Annotated in this window: 14 protein-coding genes; 9 read left to right on the top strand and 5 right to left on the bottom strand. The window is 71.1% G+C overall.

What is annotated here, in order from left to right:
- Positions 1-7 precede the first annotated feature (7 nt).
- Positions 8-532, bottom strand: a complete 525-nt coding sequence (locus ACFU5K_RS12925; RefSeq protein WP_384059949.1) for a YwqJ-related putative deaminase — start codon at positions 530-532, stop codon at positions 8-10.
- Positions 533-771: 239 nt separating this feature from the next.
- Here ACFU5K_RS12925 and ACFU5K_RS12920 point away from each other — a divergent pair, with 239 nt between their 5' ends.
- From ACFU5K_RS12920 to ACFU5K_RS12900, 5 genes are all read left to right on the top strand, one after another.
- Positions 772-1,749: an SMI1/KNR4 family protein gene (locus ACFU5K_RS12920; protein WP_384059946.1), complete on the top strand. Its 978-nt coding sequence runs from the start codon at positions 772-774 to the stop codon at positions 1,747-1,749.
- Positions 1,746-3,842, top strand: coding sequence for an SUKH-4 family immunity protein (locus ACFU5K_RS12915; RefSeq protein ID WP_384059943.1), 2,097 nt, complete (start codon positions 1,746-1,748; stop codon positions 3,840-3,842). The genes ACFU5K_RS12920 and ACFU5K_RS12915 overlap by 4 nt, the downstream gene beginning before the upstream one ends.
- 199 nt (positions 3,843-4,041) lie before the next feature.
- A complete protein-coding gene (locus ACFU5K_RS12910) occupies positions 4,042-4,941 on the top strand; it encodes a cellulose-binding protein (RefSeq protein ID WP_384059941.1) in 900 nt (299 codons plus the stop codon).
- Positions 4,942-5,411: 470 nt separating this feature from the next.
- Complete coding sequence (locus tag ACFU5K_RS12905; RefSeq protein ID WP_327117769.1) at positions 5,412-6,200, top strand: ABC transporter ATP-binding protein; 789 nt, start codon at positions 5,412-5,414, stop codon at positions 6,198-6,200.
- Positions 6,197-8,779: an ABC transporter permease gene (locus tag ACFU5K_RS12900; RefSeq protein WP_384059938.1), complete on the top strand. Its 2,583-nt coding sequence runs from the start codon at positions 6,197-6,199 to the stop codon at positions 8,777-8,779. The genes ACFU5K_RS12905 and ACFU5K_RS12900 overlap by 4 nt, the downstream gene beginning before the upstream one ends.
- A gap of 47 nt (positions 8,780-8,826) precedes the next feature.
- Here the strand turns inward: ACFU5K_RS12900 and ACFU5K_RS12895 are convergent, their stop codons facing one another.
- Positions 8,827-9,201, bottom strand: a complete 375-nt coding sequence (locus ACFU5K_RS12895; protein ID WP_384059935.1) for a type II toxin-antitoxin system VapC family toxin — start codon at positions 9,199-9,201, stop codon at positions 8,827-8,829.
- Positions 9,198-9,443 carry a type II toxin-antitoxin system Phd/YefM family antitoxin gene (locus tag ACFU5K_RS12890; protein ID WP_384059932.1) on the bottom strand — a complete coding sequence of 82 codons (246 nt, stop codon included), beginning with the start codon at positions 9,441-9,443 and terminating at the stop codon, positions 9,198-9,200. The genes ACFU5K_RS12895 and ACFU5K_RS12890 overlap by 4 nt, the downstream gene beginning before the upstream one ends.
- Positions 9,444-9,623: 180 nt before the next feature.
- On the opposite strand from ACFU5K_RS12890, the gene mfd reads away from it, so the two are divergent.
- On the top strand, positions 9,624-13,154 hold the full coding sequence (mfd, locus tag ACFU5K_RS12885) for a transcription-repair coupling factor (RefSeq protein WP_384059930.1): 3,531 nt from the start codon (positions 9,624-9,626) through the stop codon (positions 13,152-13,154).
- Positions 13,155-13,220: 66 nt separating this feature from the next.
- On the opposite strand, the gene ACFU5K_RS12880 is transcribed toward mfd, so the two are convergent.
- The gene (locus ACFU5K_RS12880) at positions 13,221-13,577 is read right to left on the bottom strand and encodes an ATP-binding protein (RefSeq protein WP_384059927.1); all 357 of its coding nucleotides are present in this window, start codon (positions 13,575-13,577) and stop codon (positions 13,221-13,223) included.
- Between the two features lie 177 nt (positions 13,578-13,754).
- Here ACFU5K_RS12880 and ACFU5K_RS12875 point away from each other — a divergent pair, with 177 nt between their 5' ends.
- Positions 13,755-14,297 (top strand): UTRA domain-containing protein, encoded by a 543-nt coding sequence (locus ACFU5K_RS12875; protein ID WP_384059925.1) that lies wholly within the window; start codon positions 13,755-13,757, stop codon positions 14,295-14,297.
- The gene (locus ACFU5K_RS12870) at positions 14,294-15,079 is read left to right on the top strand and encodes a GntR family transcriptional regulator (RefSeq protein ID WP_384059922.1); all 786 of its coding nucleotides are present in this window, start codon (positions 14,294-14,296) and stop codon (positions 15,077-15,079) included. Before ACFU5K_RS12875 ends, ACFU5K_RS12870 begins: the two co-directional genes overlap by 4 nt.
- Before the next feature lie 40 nt (positions 15,080-15,119).
- Here ACFU5K_RS12870 and ACFU5K_RS12865 read toward each other — a convergent pair whose 3' ends face one another.
- Positions 15,120-15,701 (bottom strand): TetR/AcrR family transcriptional regulator, encoded by a 582-nt coding sequence (locus tag ACFU5K_RS12865; protein WP_384059919.1) that lies wholly within the window; start codon positions 15,699-15,701, stop codon positions 15,120-15,122.
- A 105-nt stretch (positions 15,702-15,806) separates the two neighbouring features.
- Here ACFU5K_RS12865 and ACFU5K_RS12860 point away from each other — a divergent pair, with 105 nt between their 5' ends.
- The gene (locus tag ACFU5K_RS12860; RefSeq protein ID WP_384059917.1) at positions 15,807-16,673 is read left to right on the top strand and encodes a hypothetical protein; all 867 of its coding nucleotides are present in this window, start codon (positions 15,807-15,809) and stop codon (positions 16,671-16,673) included.
- Positions 16,674-16,692: the final 19 nt, after the last annotated feature.

Genomic DNA, 16,692 nt, shown 5'->3' with positions numbered 1-16,692 from the left:
GGTGTGTTCAGCCCTTCTCGGCCGTGGTCGCCGTGCCCGTGCCGGCGAGGTCGACGGGGCGCACACCGAAGTGGGCGAGCATCGCCGTGCAGGAGCGGCAGGGGGGTGCGTAGCTGCCGTGGAGGGGGTCGCCGTCCTCGCGGATGCGGCGGGCCGTGAGCCGGGCGTGTTTGAGTGCGCGGCGGGCTTCGCCGTTGGTGAGGGGCTTGCGCTGGGCTCTTTTGGAGCGGTTCTCGTCGGCGGCGTTGAGCTGCCGTGACAGGAGTATGGCTTCGGGGCAGCGTCCGGTGAAGCGTTCGCGCTGGTTGCTGGTGAGGGCGTCGAGGAAGTCCTGTACGAGTGGGTGGAGGGCCGGTGGCTGGTCGCCCTTGCCCGCGGTGCAGGTGAGGGTTTCTCCGCGTACGGACAGGGCTGCGGCCACCGCGGGCAGGATGCCGTCGCGGCGGTGCTGGAGTCGGGGTGCGCGGCTGGGTTCGGTGGTGCTCCAACTGAGTCGCGGATCTCCGGATGTGACTGTTTGTGCTGTGTGCATGACGATCGTGTCCCTCCCGTGCAATCCCCCGAGTTGCGGGGGACAGCCTGCCAAACGTGCAGGGTGGTGGGGAAGCTGGGGCGGGGAAACGTGTCTGCGTGTCGCGGCTCGGTGGCCGTGTTGTCGCGTGTCCGTCACGCGGCGGTGACGTTCGGTGAGTGGGGGTGCGGGGGCGGGGGGCCTTGTTGCGTCACGGCATAGGCTGTGCGGAACACCGGACGCAGCAGGGGGCAACCGCCATGACGACAGGTCGGCTCGGGCAGCAAGCCGCGCCACCGAATGCGGCTTATGCGGGGCAGGTCGTTCACTTCCCGGATCCTGTCCGGGCGTCGCGCCATCCCAGGGGTGTCCGCGTGGACGGGGACGGCTATCCGGTGCTTTCGCCGTATGCGCGTGCGGCCGCGGAGATCGCGGATCCGCCCCCGGGGTTCGGTGTCGACGAGCTGCGGCTGACGGATTACGTGTCGGCGAACGCGGCGTCGGCGGCGAGCGGTCACGAGTTGTGGGACACCATTCCGGCCGTGGCGACTCCGCACGGCTGGACGTGGCATCACGTGGCGGGTGGCCGGCGGTTGGAGCTGGTGCCGATCGAGGTGAAGGCGCTGTTGCGTCATCACGGCGGCCTGGCGACGACTTCGGTGGACCAGGGCCGCCGGGGTACGCGGCCGCTGCAGGAGACGCGTCCCGCTCATTTCCGGCTTCCCAAGGGCTCGGTTTCGGTGGGTGAGCAGCAGATCCTGGGTGTCGAGGAGGATCTGGGCTACCGGCTGCCGGGTGCGTACCGATCGTTCCTGAAGGCTGCCGGGGGTTCGGCCCCGGTGGGTGCGGCGCTGGACGCGGAGCTGGGTCTTCTCGTGGACCAGCCGTTCTTCACGGTGCGCGAGGAGGCGGCCGTGAACGACCTGGTGTACGTCAACAAGTGTCTGCGGGACCACTTCACGAAGGATTTCCTGGGCGTGGGTTTCGTCCAGGGCGGAATCCTGGCGGTGAAGGTGCGTGGCACCGGTGTGGGGTCCGTGTGGTTCTGCCCGTACGACGATGCGCGGGATCAGGACGGCTGGGGTGTGCAGGAGCGGGTGGACCGGCTCCTGCTGCCGTGCGGTGAGGACTTCGACGCCTTCCTCCAGCGTCTCGCGGGAAATCCGCCGGAGTTGGAGACGGTGGCGAACCTGATGGTGGACGGCGGCTTCGCGCGGGCCGTCCCGGTGGAGGGGTGAGCGCGGTGGTGACGTTCGCGCAGGCGCAGGAGCGTGCGGATGAGTGGGTCAACGGTGATGTGCCCGCGTATCAGCACCGTGAGGTCCGGGTCCGTGAGTTCGAGCTGGGTTTCGTGGTGTGGGCCGAGGACCGGGCCGAGGGGCCTGTGTCGGACGGTGGCCGTCAGCGGCTGGTGATCGCCCGGGACAGTGGTGAGGCCACGTTGTGGCCGGGGCTGCCCGTGGGCGAGGTGATACGGCGTTACGAGGAGGAGTACGGGGTCCCGGCCGGGGTGCGGGATGTCCCGGAGCCGCCGCAGCGTATCGATCTCAATCAGACGTCGTTCCTGCTGAGCCCGCCGGAGTGGTTGCAGGAGGCGGCGGACAAGCTGGGGATTCCGGACCGGCGGGCGGAGTCGGAGGGGCCGTCGCCGGCTGCTCCGGCGGCCGCCGGTGGCGAGGACGACCACGAGCCGACGGCTTCGGACGGTGTGCCGGTCGCGGGTACTCCGTGGGCGGGTACGGACACGAACGCGCATGCCGGCGGGGGAGGCGTGCCGTTGCCCGCGACGGTGTTCGCGCCGCCGTTGTCGGGTTCGGACGACGACGGGGCCCCGCCTCCGGTCGTCTCCGCGGAGGCGCCCACGGCGCTGATGTCCGGGGGCAGCAGGCTGCCGGCGACCGCTGTGGTCCCGGGGCTGGATCCGCAGGCTCCGCCGCCGGGTCCGGCCGGGCCCGCTGCTCCTGCGGCTCCGGGCGCGGGGGACATCGCGGACGCCGCGACGAGCAAGGCCGTGGTCCCGCCGAGGGGTGCGCGGGGTGCGGGGCCGACGACTCCGCCGCCGCCCGGGGCGCCTGGGACGCCCGGGGTACGGCCGGGTGCGACTCCGCCGCCGGGTGCCCCCGGCGGGCCGGCGGGCGGTTACGCACCGACGCAACTGGTCTCGCAGCTCGGCCCTCCCGGTGCGACGCCGCCTCCGGGTGGCGGGGTGCACCATGCCGCGACGATGCTGGCGGGCCCCGGTGCGCCGCAGCCTCCAGGTCCTCCCGGTCCGCCGGGGGCGGTGGCTCCTCCCGGTGCGCCGGGTCCGCACACCCCGCCGCCGCCCGGGGCGTACGGCTATCCGCAGCAGCCGCCGGGTCAGCCGATGGTCGGTCCGGGCTACCAGGCCGTGCTGAGGTTCCGTGCGGCCGACGGCAGCGAGCAGCAGCTGATCCGGCGTTCGGCGCCGGGTACTCCGCATCCGGAATGGCAGATGCTGCACGAGCTGCGGGGGATGAACGTGCCGCCGCAGCAGGTCATCGAGCTGCACACGGAGCTGGAGTCGTGTGAGCTGCCGGGTGGTTACTGCGCGCGGATGATCCGTGAGACGTGGCCGCAGGTGCGGATCACGAGCGTGGCTCCGTACGGCACCGATCATGCGAGCCGGCAGCAGGGGATGCAGCATCTGCTGACGCATCAGGGCGAGTTGCACCAGGTGGCGGACGGGCCCTCGCGGCCTGCCCCGGTGCGGGCGCCGTTGCCGCAGGTGCCGCCGGCCATGGTGTTGCCGCCGGAGGCGCTGGCCGAGGAGCTGCACGGGGCGTTCGGACCCGGTGTGCTCCGGTTCGACCAGCGTGCGGTGTCCCGTCAGGGTGTGCCGGACGTGGTGGCGCGGACGCTGGTCTGGGCGGGGCTGCCGGCGGACTTCGGGCCGTTCTTCTGGGCGCAGCCGGGTCATCCCGTGGTGCCGACGCTGGCGGAGCTCGCGGCGCAGCGGCAGGTGCCGGCTGCGCCGGACGCGGCTTCGTACCTGGTGATGGGTTCGGACTTCGGCCGGGCGATCTGCGTGCAGTACGGCACGGCGAACATCGTGGCCGTTCCGGTGGAGGCGGATCCGGGTGGCCGGCCGGTGCCGCCGCAGTTCGTGAACACGGGGCTGCCGGAGTTCGTGCGGTCGATGGCGCTGCTGGGGCGGATGTGGCGGCTGCGGTTTGGCCTGAATCCGGAGCAGGCGGGCCGCTGGACGGTCGATTTCCAGGCGCAGTTGGTGGCGCTGGATCCGGCGGCGCTGGCGTCGCCGGAGAGCTGGTGGTCGGTCCTGCTGGAGCAGATGTGGGACGGCCTGCTGTGATCTGATCGGTTCTGGTCTGTTGTGCACGCGAGGCGTCCGGCCCCTGTCGGGGACGGGCGCCTTTCGTGTGCGCTTTGTGATGTCGGCCGCTTCCGTCCTGAATGCAACTGATCGATTCCGACTTCCGGGCTAATTGCCGCATCCTTGGCGTATTGCTACATGGTCGGGGAGTTCGGAGAGCGGGAAGAGGGCTTCAGGGATGAGTGGTGGACCGGTGTCCGCGCACGGTTTTGTCGGCGTACGGGGGCGTGGCTACAGCCCTGAGCAGGTGGACCGGGCGGTGGCCTCGCTGTCGGCGGAGCGGGACGCGGCCCTGGACCGGATCTCGCGGCTGACCGGACTCGCGGAGGAACTGGCCGCCGAGTCGGCCCGGCTCGGTGAGGCGGTGGCCGCGCTGGCGCCGCAGACGTACGTGTCGCTGGGGGAGCGGGCGCAGCGGATCCTGGCCCTGGCGGAGGCCGAGGCGGAGGCGGCCCGGGGTGCGGCGCTGGAGGAGGCGCAGGCGCTGCGGGACGCGGCGGACGAGGCGGGCCGGGTGGCCCGTGAGGCGGCGCGCGAGCGGTCGGGTGAGGTGCGGGCGGCGGCGGACGCGCTCGCGGAGGAGGAACTCGCCAGGGCCCGGGGTGACGCCGAGTCGTTGGTGGAGGACGCGCGCCGGGAGGCCGGTGAGGTGCGTGGAACGGCGGAGGCGGAGATGGCGGAGACGTGTCGCCGTACAGCCGGTGTGCTGTCGCACCAGGAGCAGGAGCACGTCGAGCGGGGCAAGGCGATGGACGCGGAGATCGCCGCCGCGGAGGCCGCGGCGGCGCAGCGTGAGGCCGAGCTGACGGCTCGTGGGGAGGCGCTGCTGGCTCAGGGGCGGCGGCGGTCGGCGGAGTCGGAGGAGGCGGCCCGGCACGGTCAGGAGGACGCGGAGGCGCGCGCTGCGGAGCTGCTGGCGGAGGCACGGAGAGCCCAGGAGCGGGTGGAGCGGGAGACGGACCGGATCCTGCGGGAACACCTGGAGAGCCGCGAGGAACTGCAGGCGCACATGACGCACGTGCGTAATTCGCTGGCGGCGCTGACGGGGCGCGTGACGGCGGGCCCGGCAGAGGACTGACGCCGGGACCGGCACAGGACTGATGCCCGGCCCGGCGCGGGGGCGTGCCGGGCCGGGGCCTTCACCTGCGCCCGGCCGGCGGGGCTCCGGCGAGGATCCAGGGCTCGATCGCCTCGTAGCGGCGGCGCTGTGCGGGCGCCGGTGAACACGTGGTCGACCGCGGTGTCGACGGCCCTTCGACGCGGGCCGAGGCGTGAGGCCCCTACCCGGGTCCCGTCTTCGAGGCCCGGACCCCTAGGGGGAGCTCCGTGATCCGACCCAGGGGTCGTTCCTCCCGCCGGAGGACGAGAGGGACGGACCCCGTTCCTTAACGTGTTCTTACATCGCTGATGTGGCCCGCCGCAGGGGGAGGGGTGGGGAAAACCCCACGCGAAGACTGCGCCGGGCACCAGGGCGCGCGAGGCCCCCGCACACCAGACTCGACGCGTACACCGAGACGTCCAGGCATTGACCGACATAGGAGAGAAACCGTGACAACGGCTGTGACCATTCCCAGGCACGGGGACACCGGAGGGCGTACGGCCGTCGCCGCGCGGGCGCGGCAGGTCGTCAAGGCGTACGGGGCGGGGGAGACCAGGGTGGTGGCCCTCGACCACGTCGACGTGGACATCGCCCGTGGGCAGTTCACCGCGATCATGGGCCCGTCCGGGTCGGGCAAGTCGACGCTGATGCACTGCCTCGCGGGCCTGGACACGGTGACCTCGGGTCAGATCCACCTGGCCGACACCGAGATCACCGGCCTCAAGGACAAGAAGCTCACCCAGCTGCGCCGGGACCGGATCGGGTTCATCTTCCAGGCGTTCAACCTGCTCCCGACGCTCAACGCGATCGAGAACATCACGCTGCCGATGGACATCGCGGGCCGCAAGCCGGACGCCGCCTGGCTGCGGCAGGTCGTGGAGACCGTCGGTCTCGCCGACCGCCTGAAGCACCGGCCCACTCAGCTCTCCGGCGGTCAGCAGCAGCGCGTCGCGGTCGCCAGGGCGCTCGCCGCCCGTCCCGAGATCATCTTCGGGGACGAGCCGACCGGGAACCTGGACTCGCGGGCCGGCGCCGAGGTGCTGTCGTTCCTGCGCAAGTCCGTGGACGAGCTCGGCCAGACCATCGTCATGGTCACCCACGACCCGGTGGCCGCCTCCTACGCGGACCGGGTGCTGTACCTCGCCGACGGTTCGATCGTCGACGAGATGCAGAACCCCACGGCCGAGCAGGTCCTCGACCGTATGAAGGACTTCGACGCGCGCGGGCGGACGTCATGACCGTGTGGAAGACCTCGATGCGCAACTTCCTGGCGCACAAGGGTCGGATGGCGCTGTCCGCCGTCGCGGTCCTGCTGTCGGTGGCGTTCGTGTGCGGCACGCTCGTCTTCACCGACACCATGAACACCACCTTCGACAAGCTCTTCGCCGCGACCTCCGCCGACGTGACGGTCAGCCCCAAGGCGGCCGGCGGCGCCGACGACATCCCGGAGAACGGCAAGCCCGCGGCGCTGCCGGAGTCCGTCGTGGCCGAGGTCGCCGGCGCCGACGGGGTGAAGAAGGCCGAGGGCGCGGTCACGAGCATGGCCGTCACGCTCGTCGACAGCCATGACAAGAATCTCGGTTCGGACACCGGCGCCCCGACCATCGCGGGCAACTGGACCGACAACGACCTGCGGTCCATGGAGATCACCTCCGGTCACGCCCCGCGCGGCCCCACCGAGGCGATGATCGACGCGGACACGGCCGAGAAGCACCACCTGAAGCTCGGCGACGAGGTGCGCACCATCGCCGTCACCGGTGACATCCGGGCGAAGATCACCGGAATCGCCTCGTTCACCGTCACCAACCCCGGTGCGGCCGTCGTCTACCTCGACACGGCCACCGCCCAGGAGAAGCTGCTGGGCGCCGCCGGCGTCTTCACACACGTCTCGGTCACCGCAGAACCCGGTGTGAGTGACACGCAGTTGAAGCGGAACGTCGCCACGGTCCTGGGCGACGCGGGGACGTACAAGCTGCAGACCCAGAAGGAGAGCGCGGCGGCCAACAAGGACTCCATGGGTTCCTTCCTGGACGTCATGAAGTACGCGATGCTCGGGTTCGCCGGGATCGCGTTCCTCGTCGGCATCTTCCTGATCGTCAACACCTTCTCGATGCTGGTCGCCCAGCGCACCCGCGAGATCGGCCTGATGCGGGCCATCGGCTCCAGCCGCAAGCAGGTCAACCGGTCCGTGCTCATCGAGGCGGTCCTCCTGGGCATCGTCGGATCGGTCCTGGGCGTCGGTGCGGGCATCGGCCTCGCCGTCGGGCTGATGAAGCTCATGGGCGCCATCGGCATGGAACTGTCGACCAGGGACCTCACCATCGCCTGGACGACCCCGGTGATCGGGCTGGTGCTGGGCATCGTCGTCACCGTCCTCGCCGCCTACATCCCGGCCCGCCGCGCCGGCAAGGTGTCCCCGATGGCCGCGCTGCGTGACGCGGGGACCCCGGCGGACGCCAAGTCCGGCTGGGTCCGGGCCGGTCTGGGGCTCGTCCTCACCGGGGCCGGCGCCGTCGGTCTCTGGGCGACGACCCGGGTGGACGACGCGACCGAGGGCTCCGTCTACCTCGGCCTGGGCGTGGTCCTCACCCTGATCGGGTTCATCGTGATCGGTCCGCTGCTCGCCGGCGGGATCGTGCGGGTGCTCGGCATCGTCGTCCTGCGGCTGTTCGGTCCGGTCGGCCGGCTGGCGGAGCGCAACGCGCTGCGCAACCCGCGCCGTACGGGAGCGACGGGGGCCGCCCTGATGATCGGCCTCGCACTGGTGGCCTGCCTCTCGGTCGTCGGCTCCTCCATGGTCGCCTCGGCCACCGACGAGCTGGACAAGTCGGTCGGCACGGACTTCATCGTCCAGTCGAACACCGGCCAGCTGATCGTGCCGCAGGCCGCCGAGGCGATGGAGAAGGTGCCGGGCATCGCCCACGTCACCGACTACAAGGTCCTCGCCGCGAAGCTCACCAACCCCGACGGTTCGACCGTCGACGAGCAGGTCACCGCCGCCGACCCGACGTACCCGCAGGACCTCCGGCGCAAGACCGTGGCCGGCGACCTGGCGAAGGCGTACGGCGCGGACTCGATGTCGGTCGGATCGGACTACGCCGCTCTGCACAAGATCAAGGCCGGAGACGAGATCACCGTCGCGTTCAAGGCCGGTGAGACCGCGAAGCTGAAGGTCGCCGCGATCACCTCGGACGAGACGAACGTCGACAAGGGCGCGAAGTACATCAACGTCACGACTGCCGAGCGATACGTCTCCGCCGACAGGATGCCCACGAACATGATCATGTTCGCGTCGGCGGAGGACGGCAAGGAGAAGGAAGCGTACGCCGCGCTCAAGAGCGCGCTCGCCCCCTACCCGCAGTACAAGGTGCAGAACCAGGCCGACTTCAAGGAGGACCTGAAGGACCAGATCGGCCAGCTGCTCAACATCGTGTACGGCCTGCTCGCCCTGGCGATCATCGTGGCGGTGCTGGGTGTCGTGAACACCCTGGCCCTGTCGGTCGTCGAGCGGACCCGGGAGATCGGCCTGATGCGGGCGATCGGCCTCTCCCGCCGCCAGCTGCGCCGGATGATCCGGCTGGAGTCCGTGGTCATCGCCCTCTTCGGCGCCCTGCTCGGACTCGGCCTTGGCATGGGCTGGGGCACCTCGGCCCAGAAGCTGCTGGCCCTCGAAGGGCTCGGGGTACTGGAGATCCCGTGGCCGACGATCCTCACCGTGTTCGTCGCCTCGGCCTTCGTCGGACTGTTCGCCGCCCTGGTCCCGGCCTTCCGGGCCGGCCGGATGAACGTCCTGAACGCCATCGCCACGGACGGGTGACGGTGCCGGTCGTGAACGCCCCGGGCCGGACCGCGTCCGGCCGCCGGTCAGGCGTGCACGACCGGCACGTCGTACTGGGGGATCCACTTGTCGCGGGTGACGACCGTCAGTCCCTCGGTCTGGGCCTGTGCGACGAGGATGCGGTCGAAGGGGTCGCGGTGGAGCGGGGGGAGACGGCCTGCCCGTACGCCGTGTTCCGCGGTGATGGGCAGCCCCCTGAACTGCAGGTCCCGGGCGCGCTCCGCGAGATCCGCTCCGCCTTCCAACTTCCCGAGCTCCTGCTTGATCGCGATCTCCCAGGGAGTCGCGGCGCTGAGGTACACATCTGCCTCGGTGCGCAGGATGTCCTTGAGGTCGTCGGACAGCTCCGGTGAGGCGTTCAGCCACCAGAGGGCGACATGGGTGTCGAGGAGGAGCTTCATCCGCGCATCCCGAATGCCTCGGCGACATCGTCCGGCAGTTCATCGAAGTCGTCCGGAATGTGGATCTGTCCGCGGAGGGCGCCGTAGTCGGTCCGGTTGACCTTGGACCGCAGGGGAACGACCTTCGCGATGGGCTCTCCGGCGCGGCTGATGATGATCTCCTCGCCGGTCTCGACCTGTTGCAGTATCCGGGAGAAGTGCGTCTTCGCCTCGTGCACGTTGTACTGCCGTGCTGCTTCCATGACGCCTCGCTCGGGCCAGAAGGGGACTAGATGCTGGACTAAGGCTAGTCCCGCTGCCGCCGTACGACAACGGCGTTCCCTCGCGCGGGTGACACACCGGCGTCGTACGCTGGAGGCCCCGGCCCGTGCCACGTGTCGGGTCCTTCGCGTTGCTCACTCGCCACACCGGACGGAACCTTCATGAGCCTGCACGGTCTGCTGGATGTCGTCGTCACCGACCCGGCGCTCTCCGAAGCGGTGAAGGCCGCCTCCGACGGCCGCCGGGCCCATGTCGACCTGGTCGGCCCGCCCGCCGCCCGCCCCTTCGCCGTGGCCGCCCTGGCCCGCGAGGCAGGGCGGACCGTGCTCGCCGTCACCGCGACCGGCCGGGAGGCCGAGGACCTGGCGGCCGCCCTGCGGACCCTGCTGCCCCCCGACACCGTGGCCGAGTTCCCCTCCTGGGAGACCCTGCCCCACGAGCGGCTGTCGCCCCGCTCCGACACCGTGGGACGCCGCCTCGCCGTGCTGCGCCGACTGGCGCACCCCCGGGCCGACGACCCGGAGACCGGCCCGGTCCAGGTGGTCGTCGCACCGGTCCGTTCCGTGCTCCAGCCACAGGTCAAGGGGCTCGGCGACCTGGAGCCCGTGGCGCTGCGCAGCGGGCAGAGCGCGGATCTGGGCGAGGTCGTGGAGGCCCTCGCGGCGGCGGCGTACGCCCGGGTCGAGCTGGTCGAGAAGCGCGGCGAGTTCGCCGTGCGCGGCGGCATCCTGGACGTCTTCCCGCCGACCGAGGAGCACCCCCTGCGGGTGGAGTTCTGGGGCGACGACGTCGAGGAGATCCGCTACTTCAAGATCGCCGACCAGCGGTCCCTGGAGGTCGCCGAGCACGGCCTGTGGGCCCCGCCCTGCCGTGAGCTGCTTCTCACCGACGACGTACGCGAGCGGGCCGCGGCCCTTGCCGAGGCGCACCCCGAGCTGGGCGAGCTGCTGGGGAAGATCGCCGAGGGGATCGCCGTCGAGGGCATGGAGTCCCTGGCCCCGGTGCTCGTCGACGAGATGGAACTGCTGATCGACGTCCTGCCGAAGGGGTCGATGGCACTGGTCTGCGACCCCGAGCGGGTGCGGACCCGGGCCGCGGACCTCGTCGCGACCAGCCAGGAGTTCCTCCAGGCGTCCTGGGCGGCCACGGCGGGCGGCGGCGAGGCCCCGATCGACGTCGGCGCGGCCTCGCTGCGGGGTATCGCGGACGTCCGGGACCGGGCTCGTCAGCTGGGCATGATGTGGTGGTCCACGTCACCCTTCGCCGCCGACGAGGAACTGGACGGGGACACCCTGAAGCTCGGGATGCACGCCCCGGAGGCGTACCGCGGCGACACCGCCCGGGCGCTCGCCGACACCAAGGGCTGGCTGGCCGATGGCTGGCGCACGGTGTACGTCACCGAGGGCCAGGGCCCCGCCTCCCGCACGGTCGAGGTGCTCGGCGGGGAGGGCATCGCGGCCCGGCTCGAGGCGAATCTGACCGAGATCGCGCCCTCGCTCGTCCACGTCTCGTGCGGTGCCATCGACCACGGCTTCGTCGACCCGGGGCTGAAGCTGGCCGTGCTGACGGAGACGGACCTGACCGGACAGCGCACCGCCACCAAGGACCTGGGGCGGATGCCGGCCCGGCGCCGCAAGTCCGTCGACCCGCTGACCCTGCAGACGGGCGACTACATCGTGCACGAGCAGCACGGTGTCGGCCGCTACATCGAGATGGTGCAGCGCGCCGTGCAGGGCGCCACCCGCGAGTACCTCCTCGTCGAGTACGCCCCCGCCAAGCGCGGCCAGCCCGGCGACCGGCTGTACATCCCGACCGACCAGCTGGAGCAGGTCACCAAGTACGTCGGCGGCGAGGCGCCCACCCTGCACAGGCTCGGCGGAGCCGACTGGACCAAGACGAAGCAGCGCGCCAAGAAGGCCGTCAAGGAGATCGCCGCCGACCTGATCAAGCTGTACTCGGCGCGCATGGCGGCCCCCGGTCACGCGTTCGGCCCGGACACCCCGTGGCAGCGCGAGCTGGAGGACGCCTTCCCGTACGCCGAGACGCCCGACCAGCTGTCCACGATCGCCGAGGTCAAGGAGGACATGGAGAAGTCCGTCCCGATGGACCGGCTGATCTGCGGCGACGTCGGTTACGGCAAGACGGAGATCGCGGTGCGCGCGGCCTTCAAGGCGGTCCAGGACGGCAAGCAGGTCGCCGTGCTCGTGCCGACGACGCTCCTGGTCCAGCAGCACTTCGGCACGTTCACCGAGCGGTACGCCCAGTTCCCCGTCAACGTACGGGCGCTGAGCCGCTTCCAGTCGGACACCGAGTCGAAGGCGACGCTGGAGGGGCTGAAGGACGGATCCGTCGACCTGGTCATCGGCACGCACCGGCTGTTCTCGTCCGAGACGAAGTTCAAGGACCTGGGCCTGGTCATCGTCGACGAGGAGCAGCGCTTCGGCGTCGAGCACAAGGAGCAGCTGAAGAAGCTGCGGGCCAACGTGGACGTGCTCACCATGTCGGCGACACCCATCCCCCGCACGCTCGAGATGGCCGTCACGGGCATCCGCGAGATGTCGACGATCACGACACCCCCGGAGGAGCGGCACCCCGTCCTCACGTTCGTCGGGCCGTACGAGGAGAAGCAGATCGGCGCGGCCGTGCGGCGTGAACTCCTGCGTGAGGGACAGGTGTTCTACATCCACAACCGCGTCGAGTCCATCGACCGGGCCGCGGCCCGGCTGCGCGAGATCGTGCCCGAGGCGCGGATCGCGACGGCGCACGGACAGATGGGCGAGAGCCAGCTGGAGCAGGTCGTCGTCGACTTCTGGGAGAAGCGGTTCGACGTGCTGGTCTCCACGACGATCGTCGAGTCCGGCATCGACATCTCCAACGCCAACACCCTGATCGTGGAGCGCGGCGACAACTTCGGCCTGTCCCAGCTGCACCAGCTGCGCGGCCGTGTCGGCCGTGGACGGGACCGCGGCTACTCGTACTTCCTGTATCCGCCGGAGAAGCCGCTGACGGAGACCGCTCACGAGCGGCTGGCGACGATCGCCCAGCACACCGAGATGGGCGCGGGGATGTACGTGGCGATGAAGGACCTGGAGATCCGGGGCGCCGGAAACCTCCTGGGCGGTGAGCAGTCCGGGCACATCGCGGGGGTCGGCTTCGACCTGTACATCCGGATGGTCGGCGAGGCGGTCGCCGACTACCGGGCCGCCGTGGACGGCGGGGTCGAGGAGGAGCCGCCGCTGGAGGTCAAGATCGAGCTGCCGGTGGACGCGCACATCCCGCACGACTACGCCCCGGGGGAGCGGCTGCGCCTGCAGGCGTACCGGTCCATCGCCTCCGCGAACTCGGAGGAGGACATCAGGGCGGTGCGCGAGGAGCTCACCGACCGCTACGGCAAGCTGCCGGAGCCGGTGGAGAACCTCCTGCTGGTGGCGGGCCTGCGGATGCTCGCGCGGGCCTGTGGAGTGGGCGAGGTCGTGCTCCAGGGGCCGAACATCCGCTTCGCTCCGGTGGAGCTGCGCGAGTCCCAGGAACTGCGGCTGAAGCGGCTGCACCCGAAGACGATCTTCAAGCCGGCCACGCACCAGATCCTGGTGCCGCGCCCGACGGCGGGCCGGATCGGCGGGAAGCCGGTGGTGGGGCGCGAACTCCTGTCGTGGACCGGGGAGTTCCTCACGACGATCCTGGGGTCGTAGGGCTGAGGCGCCCCCTGCGCTCAGGCCCCGCCGGACTGTCCGGCGGGGCCTGCGTCGTTCCCGGTGCTACTGCGCGGCGGGGCGGTCGAAGGCGACCAAGACCGTCCTACCGACGATGTGGTGGTCGATGCCGAGCTCCGCGGCCATCTGCTGAGCGAGGAAGAGCCCCCGGCCCGAGCCACTCTCCTCGCTCACTCTCCGTACGGCTGGATGACCGCCGCCGCTGTCGCGGACCGCCAGACGCACGACTTCGTCGGTGGCACGCAGGTGTACCGAGAACTCCCGCCCACGTGGCACTGCGTGGAGAAGCGCGTTGGTCGCGAGCTCGGAGACGCAGAGCTTTATGTCCGCGATCAAAGATGCCATCTGCCACTCCGTCAGAACATGGTCGACGAAATCGCGTGAAGCGCGGACAGATGTCATCCGTCGTGGGAAGCGTCGTTGCTGCGACAGGCGCACGGTGGTTCACCGCCTTGCTCGTTGGCCGTAACGGCGCGACCGTATCGCTATTCGCGAAAAGCGGCAAGGTAGGCTTTGGGAGTCGGACGGCTTCGCCTACCGTGTGCTCGACAGGCCCGGGCGAGGCGACGAGGAGGAATCATGGCCGAGGGAGATCCGGTCACCACGTCGGCCCGTTACCTGGCGCCCTCCGGGGATAGTGTCGGTGACGCGTGGGCGGCCGAGGCGGCGGTCGACGGACGCCGGGGAACGCAGGAGATCGTGCGGGCCGGGGAGGCGGTCGCTCCGGGCCGGGTGGCCGCGCTTCTCGGTCTGGAGAAGGGGCAGCGGGTCATCGGGCGGCGCAGGGTCATGTACCTCGACGGGGTGCCCTGTGAATTGACCGACAGCTACTACCCGTCTCGGATCGCGCGGGGCACGAAGCTGGCCGGGACTGCCAAGATCCGGGGAGGAGCCGTAAGGCTCTTGGCGGAACTCGGGCACGCCGGTGTCAGGGTGGTGGAGGAGGTGGCCGCACGCATGCCCACGACGGACGAGCGGGCCGCTCTGGCCATGGATGCCGATAAGCCGGTCCTTGAGCTGATGCGGATCACGCTGGACGCGCGCGATCGACCGGTCCAGGCCGATGTGATGGTCATGCCGCCGGGCGGTCAGCGGCTCAAGTACGAGATCAGGATCGGATGAGCGTGTCCGGACACGAGGGGGAGGCCGCGGACCGCCGCTCGCTCCACGAGCGCATCGCGGCCGATCTGCGGGACGAGATCATGTCGGGGGACCTGGAGCCCGGAGTCAGTCTTCCGTCCACGACGCAGTTGAAGGAGCGGTTCAACGCATCGAACGCCACGGTCCAGAAGGCGCTGCATCTCTTGAAGGAGGAGCGGCTGGTGATCGGCAGGGCTGGAGCGTCGGTCACCGTGCGTGATCATCGGCAGTGGACGATGCGCCCCGCGTCGTACATGGCGCCTGCGGTTTCCGGTGAGCCGTACCGCTGGCTGACCGAGGCGGCGCGCTCCGGTGCCCGTGCGCACAGCACGCTGGTGGAGGTGGCCGAAGCGGTGCCTCCAGCGGACGTGGCCGACGCGCTGGGCCTGCGGCGTGGACAGGTGGCTGCCCTTCGGCGCCAGGTGCTGTCGATCGACGGCGAGCCGGCGGAACTGGTCGCGTCGTACTACCCGCTGGACATCGCGCGCGAAACGGCGATCACCGGGCACCGAAGGATTCCGGGCGGGACACCCACCCTGCTTGCCTCGCTGGGCTACCCGCCCAGGCTCAGTGTGGACCGGGTGTCCGCACGTGTGGCCACGCAGGAGCAGTACCGGCTGCTCGGGCTCCCCGGCGACCTTCCCGTGCTGCGCACCTTGCGTGTCGTCTTCAGTGATCATGATCGGCCGATCGAGGCCACGGTCATGGTGAAGGCCGGTCATCTCTACGAGGTGCAGTACGAGTTCACGTCGGGTTCTTCCTGATGCCTGCGCGGCGTGCGGTGGTCCGTCGGTATGTGCCGGGTCACCCGTCGTCGCCGTCGCGGTGCGCGAAGATCAGCCCTGCCAGTGTGCGGAAGGCGGACTCCGGGGTACGGCCTTCCAGGGCGTCGGAGAGGCTGCCGCTCAGCAGCAGGGTGGCGAAGCCGTGGGCGAGGGACCATGCGGCGATGCCCGCGAGCCGGGCGTCCTCGCCCCGGGCCGCGTCGGGCAGGTCGCCGACCCCCGCGCGCAACTCCTCGGTGGCGCAGGCCTTCGCGGCGAGGAGGGCGGGGTCGTCGGCGCGGTGGAGTTCGGGGCAGAACATCACCTGGAAGTGCGCGGGGTGCTCCGCGGCGAAGCGCACGTACGCGACGCCACGCTCCCGCAGGTCCGGGGCGCCGGCCAGGGCGTCGGCGAACAAGGTGTAGCCCTCGGCGGCGACGGCCGTGAGCAGACCCGTGCGGTCCTTGAAGTGGTGGGCCGGTGCGGCGTGCGAGACGCCCGCCCGGCGGGCCAGGTCGCGCAGGGACAGGGCGTCGGGGCCGTTCTCGGCGATGGCGTCGAGGGCGGCGGTGAGCAGGGTCCGTCGCAGGTCGCCGTGGTGGTAGGCGCGTTCGCTGGTCATGCGACGTACGGTACGCGCGATCTAGTCATTGACAAGTTCAAGGCGGAGGGGCACGCTGAATATCTAGTCACTGACAAGATTGTCCGGGGAGCGGGAGGTCGGGAGATGTCCGACGAATCGGGTCGTGTACGTCAGATGTGGCACCTGCTGGAGCCCCTGCACGCCGTCGTCTACTACGCACCGGAGGCCTTCGAGGAGGCCGCCGCGCTGGGATACGGGACGGACGAGCGGTGGCCGTCCTACTTCGCGTGGCGCGCCGCACCGCTCGGGGCGGTGGGCGCTGAGCGGGTGACCGAGGCCTTTTACAGCTTCAGCCCCCGGATGATCGGTGCGTACGTGCCGGCCGGCTGGTCCGTCACCACCCCGGACGCGGTGCTCGCGGCCAGGGAGCGGGCCGTCGACCGGGCGTACCGGACGCTGTTCGGCGACGGGGTGGACGGCCCCGGGTTCGCCGGAGCCGCCGCGCTCGCCCGCCGGGTGGCGCTGGCAGCGGACGTGACCGGACGCCCCCTCGCGGCGGCGGCCGCCGCCCTGCCGTGGCCGGAGAAGCCCCACCTGGTGCTGTGGCAGGCGGCGACGATCCTGCGGGAGCACCGGGGCGACGGGCATGTGGCGGCGCTCGTCCTGGCGGGGCTCGATCCGGTGGAGTCGCTGGTCTCCTTCGCGGCCGTCGGCGCCGCCCGTCCCGAGGTGTTCGCGAGCCGGGGGTGGAGCGCCGAGGAGTGGGAGTCGGCCCGCGGGCGTCTGTCCGCGCGGGGACTGCTGGACGCGGACGGCGCGGCGACGGTCGAAGGTCGCGCGCTGCGTGCCGAGGTCGAGCGCCGTACGGACGAGAGTGCGGCGCAGCCCTGGGAAGCGCTCGAAGCCGAGGAGCGGGAGCGGCTCGTGGAGCTGCTGGGGCCGCTATGGGTCGGGGTGCTCGGCTCGGGACTGCTGCCGTCCGAGACGACGCTCGGGATCGGAAAGGTGTGAGTCCGCCGGCCGTCCCACG

The sequence above is a fragment of the Streptomyces sp. NPDC057428 genome, assembly GCF_042803195.1.
Lineage (GTDB): Bacteria > Actinomycetota > Actinomycetes > Streptomycetales > Streptomycetaceae > Streptomyces.
The sequence above is the reverse complement of the archived record's forward strand: the minus strand, read 5'-3'. Positions and strand labels throughout refer to the sequence as shown.